Here is a 12,375-nt window from a genome sequence, read left to right as displayed (position 1 = left end):
GGGGCTGGAGAAGGTCCCAAGGGTTGGGCTGTTCGCCCATTAAAGTGGCACGCGAGCTGGGTTCAGAACGTCGTGAGACAGTTCGGTCTCTATCTATCGTGGGCGTATGAAATTTGCGTGGCTCTGACACTAGTACGAGAGGACCGTGTTGGACTGACCGCTGGTTTACCAGTTGTGCCGCCAGGTGCATCGCTGGGTAGCTAAGTCGGGATTGGATAAGTGCTGAAAGCATCTAAGTACGAAGCCAGCCACAAGATTAGATTTCTCAGGGTCGTTGAAGACGACAACGTTGATAGGAGGCAGGTGTAAAGATGGTAACATCAAAGCCGAGCCTTACTAATTGCCCGTACACTTTCTTCTTATAGGTGTATGGTTGGTATATCCCTTTAGCTTTGCTAGAATGATTCTTTTTTGGTTTTTGTCATGTCAACCTTATTTAGGTGGCTATAGCATCAGGGTTCCACCTCTTCCCATTCCGAACAGAGAAGTTAAGCCTGATCACGCCGATGGTACTGCGTAACAGTGGGAGAGTAGGTAGCCGCCATTTTTAGAAACGTCCCGTTAGTCGATCAGACTGACGGGACGTTTTGCGTTATAGATACACCTCATCATAGCTCAGCGAAACTCACCATAGTGCATTCTCTTTCACCACAGAGGACACAGAGAACACGGAGTGGAAAAAGAGAAAGAGAGAGAAAAGAGATGAAGAAGAAGAGAAAGAAAAGGCACGAGGAAGTACAGAGGCAATACAGAGAAGTTTCCGTAGAATCGCCTCTGCGTTTCTCTTTGTATTTTTCTCTATATTCTCTGTGTCTTCTGTGGTGAAAAAGGGTTTTAGCGGGTGTAGAGATCTATTTTCGAGTATCTGCTCCCCACATTAGTTTGGAGCGAAGAGTATTGAAAAAAATATGATCGTAACGTTTCACAACCTTTATACTATAAGGGGCTTTTCGAATGGTTAATTGCGTGCTTTCTTTGCAGGTTTCGCTGCTTCCATCGATTGCAACAAGAAAGTTGTGACTACGGCTTTCCACGTTTAGCGTTATTTCCCAGTCATCACAAATAACAATAGGACGTACGTTTAAGCTATGAGGAGCTACCGGCGTGATTGCAATGGTTTTAGATTGAGGAACAATTACCGGACCACCTACACTCAATGAGTAAGCAGTAGAGCCTGTGGGGGTAGCGATAATTAATCCATCGGCTTGATATGTTGTTAAGAAAACGCCATTGATTGCTGTACGGATACTGATCATAGATGAACTGTCTCGCTTCAATATAGCAATCTCATTCAACGCATATGGAGATGCTTGAAGATGCTTGTCACCAGATATTAGCTGTAATACACTTCGCTCTTCTACAGAATAGTGGCCGGTATATATTTCGTCGATAGCACTTTCCATCTCTTCGGGGGATACATCGGCCAAAAAACCTAAACGTCCGGTATTAATACCTAAAATAGGAATTGATTTATTACCGACTACTTTGGCTGCTTTTAAGAAAGTTCCATCACCTCCGATGCTTATTACCATATCGGCAGTAAAGTCATTTCCATCAAATAGACCTGCTGCACGAACATTAAGGTTGAGATCGGATACCAAGAAATGATAGAATTCTCTGCAAATATAAACTTCTGCATTTCGCTTCTCAAGCAATTTGAAGAGGTTTTCTGCATGTGAGGATTTTTTTGCTTGATACGTATTACCAAAAATCGCAAATTTCATATACACCATCGTTAGTTATGCCGCAAATTTGGGATTTTTTTTTCAGATTGCTGTTATCATGTCACTTATATTTGTACTTTTGTAGCAAACATTATGGTAGGTATGACTAAGTTAAGTGTAAATATAAATAAGATTGCAACTTTAAGAAATGCTCGTGGGGGCGATGTTCCTAATGTAGTAAAGGTTGCTCTTGACTGTGAACGTTTTGGTGCTGATGGAATTACGGTACATCCTCGTCCTGATGAACGACATATTCGCAGAGCTGATGTTTATGATTTACGTCCGCTGTTGCGAACGGAGTTTAATATTGAAGGTTATCCTTCGCCCGAGTTTATTGATTTGGTATTGAAAGTAAAGCCTCACCAGGTAACGCTTGTTCCGGATGAACCATCGCAAATAACGTCTAATGCGGGATGGGATACCAAAGCCAATCTGGAGTTCTTAACAGAGATCCTTGAGAAGTTCAACCGCTCCGGTATTCGTACTTCGGTGTTTGTAGCACCGGATATAACGATGGTCGAATATGCAGCTAAAGCAGGTGCCGACCGTGTAGAACTGTATACAGAACCTTATGCGACAGAATATCCGAAAAACCCTGAATTGGCTATTGCTCCCTTTATAGAAGCGGCTAAAGTTGCACGTAAGTTAGGGCTTGGTTTGAATGCCGGTCATGATTTAAGTCTGATCAATTTGAATTATTTTTATAAAAACATCCCTTGGGTCGACGAAGTCTCTATTGGGCATGCATTAGTTAGTGATGCTCTCTATTTGGGACTCGAACGTACCATTGTGGAATATAAAAACTGTCTTCGATAATGAATGTATTAATGTTATTGGCCCAGGCGGCTACAAATTTAACTGAGCCACTGGATACGGTTGCTCCCGTGTTGACTTCGGTAAGTGATCCTGCAGAGATGAACATGCTTGATATGGCAGTAAAAGGCGGCTGGATCATGATCGTTCTTGCCGTCTTGTCGGTAGGGTGTTTCTATATTCTTTTTGAACGTATGTATACCATTCGAAAAGCCGGAAAGGAAGACCCTATGTTTATGGATAAAATAAAGGACTATATCCATAGCGGTGAAATAAAAGCGGCTATATCGTATTGTCGTACTGTCGATACTCCATCAGCACGAATGATTGAAAAAGGAATCAGCCGCTTGGGGCGTCCGATCAATGACGTACAGGTGGCTATTGAAAATGTAGGTAATATTGAAGTGGCCAAACTTGAAAAAGGATTGCCGGTGATGGCTACCATTGCGGGTGGTGCACCGATGATCGGATTTTTGGGTACGGTAACAGGTATGGTACGCGCATTCTACGAAATGGCTAATGCAGGAAGTGGTAACATTGATATCACTTTATTGTCGGGAGGTATCTATGAAGCCATGATTACGACTGTAGGTGGCTTGATTGTCGGTATTATCGCTATGTTTGCTTATAATTATCTGGTGATGTTAGTTGATCGAGTGGTAAATAAGATGGAGTTGCGTACCATGGATTTCATGGATCTACTCAACGAACCGGTTAAATAATATCTAGTATGGCATTAAAACGAAGAGCTAAAATATCGCCCAATTTCAGCATGGCTTCCATGACGGACGTCATTTTCCTGTTACTGATATTTTTCATGATAACCTCTACTGTGGTATCACCGAATGCGATTAAGGTATTACTTCCACAAGGAAAACAACAAACCTCGGCGAAACCACTGACTCGCGTTGTTATCGATAAGGATCTGAACTATTATGCGGCATTCGGTAATGAGAAAGAGCGTATATTGACGCTGGAGGAGCTGACTCCTTTCCTGCAAAGTTGTGCCGATAAAGAACCGGAGATGTTTGTGGCACTTTATGCTGATGAGACTGTACCTTATAAAGAAATAGTAAGGGTATTGAATATTGCAAACGAAAATCATTTTAAAATGGTGTTGGCCACACGTCCGCCTGAAAAGAAATAAAGCATGGATAGAAAAAAAAAGGGTGAATATGTAGGAGTATTGGGTGCGCTGTTGGTGCATGCAATTTTCTTTGCTCTTTTGATTCTGCTAACTTTTGTTGTTCCTCTGCCGAATGAAGATGATGGTGGAATTCCTGTTATGATAGGAAACGTAGACGCCGCCAGTGGTGAGGCTGATCCCTCATTGGTCGAAGTCGAAGTGCTTCCTGTTCCACCGGAACCAGTAGCAGAAGCTCAACCGGAAGAGATAACCGAGCAAGAATTGATCGCCCAGGAAGAAGAAGAGACTGTCGTTGTAAAGCCTAAAAAAACGCCTAAAAAAGAGAAACCTAAGGAGGTTAAGAAGCCTGAAAAAACGGCAGCCGAGATAGCAGCAGAAGCAAAGAAACTTGCAGAAGCAAAAGCGGAGCAAGAACGTAAGTCGGCCGAAGAGGCTGCACGTAAACGAGTTGCAGGAGCTTTTGGTAAAGGTGCTCAGATGGAAGGAAGTAAAGGAACGGCAACTGCTGGTACAGGTGTTGAAGGAAGTAAAGACGGAAATTCATCAACAGGTGCTAAAACGGGCGTTGGAGGATATGGAACTTTTAACCTCGGCGGACGTTCTATTGGTGAAGGTGGTCTGCCTCGTCCTGCTTATAATGTGCAAGAAGAAGGGCGTGTTGTTGTCTCAATCACGGTAAATCCGGCCGGACAAGTCATTGCTACGAGTATTAACCGGCAAACGAATACGGTAAATGCTACCCTTCGTAAAGCCGCCGAAGATGCTGCTAAGAAAGCCCGATTTAATAGTGTCGACGGAGTTAATAACCAGACCGGAACGATTACCTATTATTTTAACTTGAGATAGTACTTCTTGGTTCATGTACATCGTATGCACATGAGATTGATGATGAAGAACGAATCAATTAATAATTAACCATTAAAACGTGTATTGCCTTTGGCATATGGCACATAATGAATAAGATTATGGGAACTGTATATGTTTTTTTTGCGGATGGCTTTGAAGAAATCGAAGCTCTTACAACCATTGATACGTTGAGACGTGCCGGAGTGAATGTACAAATCGTATCGGTAACCCCTGACGAGATAGTAGTGGGCGCTCATGATATATCAGTGCTTTGTGATATTAATTTTGTAAATTGCGATTTTCGTGATGCAGCCATGTTGGTTCTGCCCGGAGGAATGCCCGGTGCAGCGACTCTCGACAGCCATATAGGGCTACGTAAGCAACTAGTCAAGTTTGCCGAAAATAATCAACCCATTGCGGCCATTTGTGCCGCACCTATGGTACTTGGTAAACTTGGCTTACTGAAGGGACGCAAAGCAACCTGTTATCCGGGTTTCGAACAATATCTCGAAGGTGCTGAGTGTATCAACGAACTTGTTGTAAAAGATGGTAATATCATTACTGGACTCGGCCCGGGCGCAGCCATGCCATTTGCTTTGGCACTTGTCAAAGAGTTGGTTGGCGAAGCGAAGGCTCAAGAGTTACAAAGTGCAATGTGTATAAGATAAGCGTGATAGAATGATACGGACTGCTCTGATTGTAGCCGGCGGCAAGGGACTGCGTATGGGAAGCGAACTTCCCAAACAATTCCTACTTATGGCTGCTAAACCGGTGTTGATGCATACGCTTGAAGCGTTTCACCGTTATGATGAAGCGATGCAGCTGATCGTTGTATTGCCTCGCGAGCAACAATCTTATTGGAAGCAGTTGTGCTCCGATTATCACTTCACGCTTAATCACCTTATCGCCGATGGTGGAGAGACCCGCTTTCATTCGGTGCAAAATGGGTTGATGCTGGTCCAAGAACCTGGACTTGTTGCAGTACACGATGGTGTGCGCCCGTTCGTTTCGCAAGAAGTCATTGCTCGTTGCTATGAAGCGGCTGAAACTCAATTGGCCGCTATTCCGGTTATAGATGTGTTCGAAACAGTTCGGCATTTAACTCCGCAAGGTAGTGAGACGGTCAATCGCGACGATTATAAATTAGTTCAAACCCCTCAGGTATTTGAGGTCGGACTATTAAAGAACGCTTATTCACAAGCATACTCTACTCATTTTACCGACGATGCATCTGTAGTCGAAGCGCTTGGTGTATCCATTACGCTTGTCGAAGGAAATCGTGAGAATATAAAAATAACGACCCCATTTGATTTGAAAGTGGGGAGTGCCTTGTTAGGATGTTTGATTTAGCCACACGTGACATAAAATTCGTATCCGGTGTAGGACCGCAAAAGGCATCTGTACTCAATAAAGAGTTAGGTATCTATTCGGTCCATGACCTGCTTTACTACTTTCCCTATAAATATGTAGACCGGAGTCGCATCTATTACGTACATGAAATAGATGGCAACATGCCCTATATTCAATTGAAAGGTCGTATTGTCGGCTTCGAGACCTTTGGCGAAGGCAGACAACGCAGGTTGGTAGGACACTTTTCGGATGGTACGGGTATCATCGACCTGGTTTGGTTTCAAGGAATCAAGTACATCACAGGAAAGTATAAACTGCACGAAGAGTACATTGTATTTGGCAAGCCAACCGTGTTTAACGGACGCATCAACCTGGCTCATCCCGATATCGACCTTCCTGCCGAACTCAAGCTTACAGCCATGGGTTTGCAACCCTATTACAATACCACGGAGAAGATGAAGCGTGGTTACCTCAACTCCCATGCCATCACCAAAATGATGAGCTCCATCATTCAGCAAATACAGGAGCCACTGCCCGAAACATTATCTCCGCAACTCATTGCCGATCATTTTTTAATGCCTTTGACGGAGGCCTTGCAAAATATCCATTTCCCGGCAAACTCCGAGTTGTTACGAAAAGCGCAGTACCGCTTAAAGTTCGAAGAACTCTTTTATGTACAGCTCAATATCTTGCGTTACTCCAAAGACCGTCAGCGGAAATACCGCGGCTATATATTTGAGACGGTCGGGGAGATATTCAATACGTTTTACACTCAGAACCTACCCTTTGAATTAACGGGTGCGCAGAAGAGAGTGTTGAAAGAGATCCGACAAGACATGGGTTATGGCCGTCAGATGAACCGTTTGCTACAAGGCGATGTCGGTAGTGGCAAAACACTTGTAGCCCTGATGAGCATGTTGATTGCTCTTGATAATGGGTTTCAGGCATGCATGATGGCGCCGACCGAGATTTTAGCCAATCAACATTACGAAAGTATCAAAGAATTACTTTTTGGCATGAATGTGCGGGTGGAATTACTTACCGGATCGATCAAAGGAAAAAGACGGGAAGCCATCTTAAAAGGGTTGCTCACGGGCGACGTGCATATCTTAATCGGTACTCATGCCGTGATTGAAGATACGGTGAATTTTTCCTCTTTGGGTCTTGTTATCGTCGATGAACAACATCGCTTCGGAGTTGCACAACGCGCCCGCTTGTGGACTAAGAACGTGCAACCTCCTCATGTCTTGGTCATGACGGCTACACCTATTCCCCGCACCTTGGCTATGACTCTTTATGGCGATCTGGATGTGTCGGTCATCGACGAACTCCCGCCGGGACGTAAGCCGATTACCACGGTTCATCAATTTGATAATCGCCGAGAGAGTCTGTATCATTCCGTACGCAAACAAATAGCCGAAGGCCGGCAGATTTATATCGTCTATCCGTTGATTAAAGAAAGTGAGAAGATCGACTTAAAGAATCTCGAAGAAGGTTATCAACACATTTGCGAAGAGTTTCCGGATAGCAAAGTCTGTAAAGTTCATGGAAAGATGAAAGCTGCCGAGAAGGATGAGCAGATGCAACAATTCGTATCGGGCCAAGCACAAATTATGGTGGCTACCACCGTTATCGAAGTAGGAGTGAACGTGCCCAACGCTTCGGTCATGATTATTGAGAATGCCGAGCGTTTCGGGCTTTCTCAACTGCATCAGTTACGTGGTAGAGTAGGACGTGGTGCCGATCAGTCGTACTGCATTCTCGTAACCACTTATAAGCTCTCTGACGAAACCCGCAAACGCCTCGAAATTATGGTGCGTACCAATGACGGTTTTGAGATAGCAGAGGCCGACTTGAAGCTCCGCGGGCCGGGCGATTTGGAAGGTACGCAGCAGAGTGGTGTTGCTTTTGATCTTAAAATAGCCGATATTGTTCACGATGGGCAGTTGCTGCAACATGTCCGTGCCATTGCACAAGAAATAGTAGATGCGGATCCGACGTCCGAAAACCCTCAGAATGAAGTTTTGTGGAGACAGCTCAAAGCGCTTCGTAAATCGAATGTTAACTGGGCATCTATTAGTTGAAAATTGGTTAAACATACAGTTTCTTTTCACAAATGTGTTGAAAAACATGTTTCGACTTATTTCCCCTATTTATAGCACTTTACATGAATAAATAGCTGCTATTCTGTGAGGTAGTCATCAAAAAATAGTTAATCAGATACTTCGTTTTTCATCTGGAAATGTTATCTTTGGGAGATTTTTGAATAAAATGTCAAGTTTAACCCTTTGAAAACTGTCGCATTATGATTGAGAAAACGCTGGTTCTATTAAAACCATGTACTCTTCAGCGGTCATTGATTGGTGAGATAATACACCGCTTTGAGCGAAAAGGATTACGTCTGGCCGGTATGAAAATGATGCAACTCACAGACCAATTGTTAAACGAACATTATGCCCACCTAAGCGCAAAACCATTCTTTCAGCGCGTGAAAGATTCCATGATGGCGGCTCCCGTTATCGCTTGTTGCTTTGAAGGTGTGGATGCTATTCAAGTGGTTCGACAGTTGGCGGGTCCAACAAACGGACGTTTAGCAACACCGGGAACGATTCGCGGAGATTACAGTATGAGCTTTCAGGAAAATATCGTTCATACCTCTGATTCGTTAGAAACCGCTGTTGCCGAATTAAATAGATTCTTTAAACCCAATGAGATATTCGACTACAAACAGGTTACTTTTGACTACCTGTATGCCAATGACGAATATTGATTGAACTTATTATAACGAATGAATTTTAATTGTATTAAAACAGTATTGCTTGCCGCGACAGCCATGATCAGCCTGAATTCTTTTTCTCAGGATCTGATTGCTCGTCAAGCACCTATCGACAAGAAATTAAAATTAGTAGACTCTCTGGCGTTGCAAAAGCAAATTCGTGCAGAGCAGTCGGCCTATCCCGCTTTAGATCTTTACCCAAACTGGAACAACGAGTACGTACATGCTTACGGAAAGGATGCTATTATCCCCGAATCGTATACTATTGATTTAACAGGATTCTGTATGCCAACGCCAAGCACCCGTATTACCTCGCCTTTCGGTCCTCGCTGGAGAAGAATGCACAACGGATTGGATTTAAAGGTAAATATCGGCGATACGATTGTAGCGGCTTTCGACGGAAAAGTGCGTATCGTGAAGTACGAGCGTAGAGGATATGGCAAATACGTGGTCATTCGTCACGATAATGGGTTGGAAACGGTTTACGGTCACTTATCAGCTCAATTGGTTGAACCCAATCAATTAGTAAAAGCAGGCGAAGCGATTGGCTTAGGTGGAAACACCGGTCGTTCAACAGGTTCGCATCTGCATTTTGAAACCCGCTTTTTGGGTATTGCCATCAACCCTGTTTATATGTTCGACTTCCCCAAACAAGATATTGTAGCCGATAACTATACCTTCAGAAGAACAAGAAGACCGGATAGAAGCAGTTCGTCTGAAACGAATATGGCTGATAACGGTGAAGACGGAGGTACAATCAGATACCATAAAGTGAAGAGTGGAGACACGTTGGGGCGTATTGCTCAAAAACGCGGTGTTTCTATCGACAGGCTTTGTAAGCTGAACCGTATTACACGAAAGACAACACTTCGTATCGGTCAGGTGCTTCGTTGCTCGTAATTACATCCAATTAACATATCAGGGAAGAGGGTACTTTAATATAATTTAGAGTACCCTCTTTCCTTTTTTCTTTATTTATTACTACCTTTGTGCTCTATTTGTAAGAAAATGAAAGATACCAGACAACAATTTGAGCATGTCATTGCTTTGTGCCGTGACCTCTTTTCGAAAAAATTGCACGATTATGGTCCTGCATGGCGTATTCTACGTCCTGCGTCCGTAACCGACCAATTGTTTATCAAAGCCAACCGTATTCGTAGCATCGAAACCAAAGGGGTAGCTTTAGTAGACGAAGGGGTTCGTGCCGAGTTTATTGCTATCGTTAACTACGGTATCATTGGTTTGATTCAATTAGAGTTGGGATACGCCGAGTCGGCCGATATCAGTAATGAAGCTGCCATGAAGCTGTACGATAAGTATTCGAAAGAAGCGTTAGAATTGATGCTTGCCAAAAACCATGATTACGATGAAGCTTGGCGCAATATGCGTATCAGCTCTTATACCGATTTGATTTTGATGAAAATATATCGAACCAAACAGATCGAATCTATTTCGGGCAATACCCTGGTGTCGGAAGGTATTGATGCGAACTACATGGATATGATTAATTATTCCGTTTTTGGGTTGATTAAAATTGAATTTGAAGGATAAACAACTACATATAATTCTGAAGGTATGGGCCAACGCTTGTCGATTTCTCTTGGCAGCGGCATTTACCTTTTCCGGATTTGTAAAAGCTGTCGACCCTCTGGGGTCACAGTATAAAATACAAGATTATCTGGAAGCATTCGGAATGCTGTCTTGGTTTCCCTCTTTTCTGCCTTTGCTCATTGCAGTAGCACTGTCTACTCTTGAGTTTTCTGTCGGCATTCTCTTATTCTTCGGTATTCGAAAAAATACGGCAACTACGCTGGCTTTGCTGTTGATGGCATTCATGACTCCCCTGACGCTTTATTTGGCACTGGTCAATCCGGTCTCTGATTGTGGCTGTTTCGGAGATGCCTGGGTCCTGACCAACTGGCAGACATTCTGGAAGAATATTTTGCTGCTGATTGCCGCTTTATCTGTTCTTCAGTGGAAGCAACAACTGATACGCTTTATCAGTGCAAAAACCGAATGGTTAGTCTCTTTGTACACTGTATTATTCGTTTTGGCTCTATCGTCTTATTGCTTGACACACCTGCCCATTCTGGATTTTCGTCCTTATAAGATCGGACAAAATATTCTTCAGGGCATGACACTCCCTCCCGGAGCTCAACCCAGTGTGTACGAAAGCGTATTTATTCTTGAAAAGAACGGCAAGCCACAAGAGTTTACGCTCGAAAACTATCCCGATAGTACGTGGAAATTTATCGATACGCGTACCGTACTGAAGAAGAAAGGATACGAACCTCCCATTCACGACTTTTCGATTACCGAACAGAAAACCGGAGAGGATATTACCGAGCAAGTGCTCACCGATATGAATTATACCTTTCTATTGGTGGCTCAGCGTATCGAAGAGGCCGATGACAGCAATATCGATCTGATTAATGAAATATATGATTATTCGGTTGAACATGGTTATGGCTTCTATTGCCTGACCTCTTCGCCTGCCGAGCAAATCGCTTTATGGCGAGATAAAACAGGAGCCGAATATCCGTTTGGCTTAATGGATGAGATAACATTGAAGACCATGTTGCGCTCGAATCCGGGATTGATGCTTATCAAAAACGGCACTATCCTGAATAAATGGAGTGATGCCGATTTGCCCGATGAATATGCGTTGCACGATAAATTAGAGAATATCGATTTAGGCAAACAAAAGACCGAAAGTCGTTTGTATATTATGGGCAATGTGCTATTGTGGTTTGCACTTCCCTTACTGTTGGTCTTGGGACTCGATATTCTGGTCATCAAGAGACGGGAGAGAATACGTGCTAAGAAGCTTATGGCAGAAGAATCGCTTGATCGGTCGTCTGTCGAATAAAATAAAGTAATTATATTAACCCTTTAATAATAAAAACAAAAATGAGAAAAAACATTGTTGCAGGAAACTGGAAAATGAACAATACTCTTCAAGAAGGTATTGCTTTGGCAAAAGATTTGAATGACGCGTTGGCTAACGAAACACAGAATTGCGATGTAATCATCTGTACTCCGTTCATCCATTTGGCTTCTGTCACTCCTATCGTAAACCCCGCTAAGATCGGTGTAGGTGCAGAAAACTGTGCTGATAAAGTATCAGGAGCTTATACGGGTGAGATTTCGGCTGCTATGGTTGCTTCTACCGGTGCTAAATATGTAATCTTGGGTCACTCAGAGCGTCGTGCATACTATGGCGAAACTGTAGAGATCTTGAAGGAAAAGGTGAAATTGGCATTGGCCAACGGCTTGACTCCTATCTTCTGTATCGGTGAAGTACTGGAAGAGCGCGAAGCCAACAAACAAAACGAAGTTGTATTGGCTCAATTGGCTTCTGTTTACGATCTGTCGGCCGAAGATTTCTCTAAGATTGTATTGGCTTACGAACCCGTTTGGGCTATCGGTACAGGCAAAACTGCTTCTGCTGCACAAGCACAAGAGATCCACGCTTATATCCGTTCAACTATCGCTGATAAATATGGCAAGGAAATCGCCGACAACACTTCTATCCTTTACGGTGGTAGCTGCAAAGCCTCTAACGCAGGCGAACTGTTCGCTAATCCCGATGTAGACGGTGGTTTGATTGGTGGTGCTGCTTTGAATGTAGCCGATTTCAAAGGCATTATCGATGCTTTTAAATAAGTATTGAATGATTTGTTTTGAGTTCCGAACGATGCGAATCAACGTTCGGAGCT

General features: G+C 43.4%; 13 protein-coding genes and 2 rRNA genes. 14 read left to right on the top strand and 1 reads right to left on the bottom strand.

The genetic code is table 11. The annotated features are described in order from the left end of the window. Both TY03_RS20710 and rrf read left to right on the top strand, forming a co-directional pair. Window positions 1-360 (top strand): 23S ribosomal RNA (locus tag TY03_RS20710); the annotation flags it as partial. 76 nt (window positions 361-436) lie between these two features. Then, window positions 437-547 (top strand): 5S ribosomal RNA (gene rrf / locus TY03_RS20705). Between the two features lie 304 nt (window positions 548-851). Here rrf and TY03_RS20700 read toward each other — a convergent pair. Beyond that, window positions 852-1,724, bottom strand: a complete 873-nt coding sequence (locus TY03_RS20700) for an NAD kinase (RefSeq protein ID WP_042373524.1) — start codon at window positions 1,722-1,724, stop codon at window positions 852-854. Window positions 1,725-1,826: 102 nt separating this feature from the next. Here TY03_RS20700 and TY03_RS20695 point away from each other — a divergent pair, with 102 nt between their 5' ends. The 12 genes from TY03_RS20695 to tpiA all read left to right on the top strand — a co-directional run bounded on the left by TY03_RS20695 (window position 1,827) and on the right by tpiA (window position 12,322). Further along, window positions 1,827-2,540 (top strand): pyridoxine 5'-phosphate synthase, encoded by a 714-nt coding sequence (locus tag TY03_RS20695; protein WP_042373523.1) that lies wholly within the window; start codon window positions 1,827-1,829, stop codon window positions 2,538-2,540. After that, window positions 2,540-3,259: a MotA/TolQ/ExbB proton channel family protein gene (locus TY03_RS20690; RefSeq protein ID WP_042373499.1), complete on the top strand. Its 720-nt coding sequence runs from the start codon at window positions 2,540-2,542 to the stop codon at window positions 3,257-3,259. Before TY03_RS20695 ends, TY03_RS20690 begins: the two co-directional genes overlap by 1 nt. Window positions 3,260-3,267: 8 nt before the next feature. Then, window positions 3,268-3,684: an ExbD/TolR family protein gene (locus TY03_RS20685; protein ID WP_042373497.1), complete on the top strand. Its 417-nt coding sequence runs from the start codon at window positions 3,268-3,270 to the stop codon at window positions 3,682-3,684. A 3-nt stretch (window positions 3,685-3,687) separates the two neighbouring features. After that, on the top strand, window positions 3,688-4,530 hold the full coding sequence (locus TY03_RS20680; protein WP_042373496.1) for a TonB family protein: 843 nt from the start codon (window positions 3,688-3,690) through the stop codon (window positions 4,528-4,530). A gap of 119 nt (window positions 4,531-4,649) precedes the next feature. Continuing rightward, window positions 4,650-5,198, top strand: a complete 549-nt coding sequence (locus TY03_RS20675) for a DJ-1 family glyoxalase III (protein ID WP_042373522.1) — start codon at window positions 4,650-4,652, stop codon at window positions 5,196-5,198. A gap of 10 nt (window positions 5,199-5,208) precedes the next feature. Next, window positions 5,209-5,880 (top strand): 2-C-methyl-D-erythritol 4-phosphate cytidylyltransferase, encoded by a 672-nt coding sequence (locus TY03_RS20670; protein WP_042373495.1) that lies wholly within the window; start codon window positions 5,209-5,211, stop codon window positions 5,878-5,880. Continuing rightward, a complete protein-coding gene (gene recG / locus TY03_RS20665) occupies window positions 5,868-7,964 on the top strand; it encodes an ATP-dependent DNA helicase RecG (protein WP_042373493.1) in 2,097 nt (698 codons plus the stop codon). The genes TY03_RS20670 and recG overlap by 13 nt, the downstream gene beginning before the upstream one ends. A 221-nt stretch (window positions 7,965-8,185) precedes the next feature. Continuing rightward, the gene (ndk, locus tag TY03_RS20660; RefSeq protein ID WP_042373490.1) at window positions 8,186-8,650 is read left to right on the top strand and encodes a nucleoside-diphosphate kinase; all 465 of its coding nucleotides are present in this window, start codon (window positions 8,186-8,188) and stop codon (window positions 8,648-8,650) included. 18 nt (window positions 8,651-8,668) lie between these two features. Next, window positions 8,669-9,556 carry a M23 family metallopeptidase gene (locus tag TY03_RS20655; protein ID WP_042373488.1) on the top strand — a complete coding sequence of 296 codons (888 nt, stop codon included), beginning with the start codon at window positions 8,669-8,671 and terminating at the stop codon, window positions 9,554-9,556. Window positions 9,557-9,664: 108 nt separating this feature from the next. Continuing rightward, a complete protein-coding gene (locus TY03_RS20650; RefSeq protein WP_042373487.1) occupies window positions 9,665-10,207 on the top strand; it encodes a DUF1599 domain-containing protein in 543 nt (180 codons plus the stop codon). Further along, a complete protein-coding gene (locus TY03_RS20645; protein ID WP_042373521.1) occupies window positions 10,197-11,525 on the top strand; it encodes a BT_3928 family protein in 1,329 nt (442 codons plus the stop codon). Before TY03_RS20650 ends, TY03_RS20645 begins: the two co-directional genes overlap by 11 nt. Window positions 11,526-11,566: 41 nt before the next feature. Then, on the top strand, window positions 11,567-12,322 hold the full coding sequence (gene tpiA, locus TY03_RS20640) for a triose-phosphate isomerase (RefSeq protein ID WP_042373484.1): 756 nt from the start codon (window positions 11,567-11,569) through the stop codon (window positions 12,320-12,322). The last annotated feature ends 53 nt before the right edge of the window (window positions 12,323-12,375 follow it).

It is taken from the genome of Bacteroides neonati, assembly GCF_000499785.1.
GTDB lineage: Bacteria > Bacteroidota > Bacteroidia > Bacteroidales > Bacteroidaceae > Bacteroides > Bacteroides neonati.
Note: the sequence above shows the minus strand (reverse complement) of the source record. Positions and strands in the feature narration are given on the sequence as shown.

Bases quoted from the DNA above. Each gene is read 5' to 3' on its own strand.
- TY03_RS20700 (WP_042373524.1), bottom strand. From the start codon at position 1,724: ATGAAATTTGCGATTTTTGGTAATACGTATCAAGCAAAAAAATCCTCA.
- TY03_RS20695 (WP_042373523.1), top strand. From the start codon at position 1,827: ATGACTAAGTTAAGTGTAAATATAAATAAGATTGCAACTTTAAGAAAT.
- TY03_RS20690 (WP_042373499.1), top strand. From the start codon at position 2,540: ATGAATGTATTAATGTTATTGGCCCAGGCGGCTACAAATTTAACTGAG.
- TY03_RS20685 (WP_042373497.1), top strand. From the start codon at position 3,268: ATGGCATTAAAACGAAGAGCTAAAATATCGCCCAATTTCAGCATGGCT.
- TY03_RS20680 (WP_042373496.1), top strand. From the start codon at position 3,688: ATGGATAGAAAAAAAAAGGGTGAATATGTAGGAGTATTGGGTGCGCTG.
- TY03_RS20675 (WP_042373522.1), top strand. From the start codon at position 4,650: ATGGGAACTGTATATGTTTTTTTTGCGGATGGCTTTGAAGAAATCGAA.
- TY03_RS20670 (WP_042373495.1), top strand. From the start codon at position 5,209: ATGATACGGACTGCTCTGATTGTAGCCGGCGGCAAGGGACTGCGTATG.
- recG (WP_042373493.1), top strand. From the start codon at position 5,868: ATGTTTGATTTAGCCACACGTGACATAAAATTCGTATCCGGTGTAGGA.
- ndk (WP_042373490.1), top strand. From the start codon at position 8,186: ATGATTGAGAAAACGCTGGTTCTATTAAAACCATGTACTCTTCAGCGG.
- TY03_RS20655 (WP_042373488.1), top strand. From the start codon at position 8,669: ATGAATTTTAATTGTATTAAAACAGTATTGCTTGCCGCGACAGCCATG.
- TY03_RS20650 (WP_042373487.1), top strand. From the start codon at position 9,665: ATGAAAGATACCAGACAACAATTTGAGCATGTCATTGCTTTGTGCCGT.
- tpiA (WP_042373484.1), top strand. From the start codon at position 11,567: ATGAGAAAAAACATTGTTGCAGGAAACTGGAAAATGAACAATACTCTT.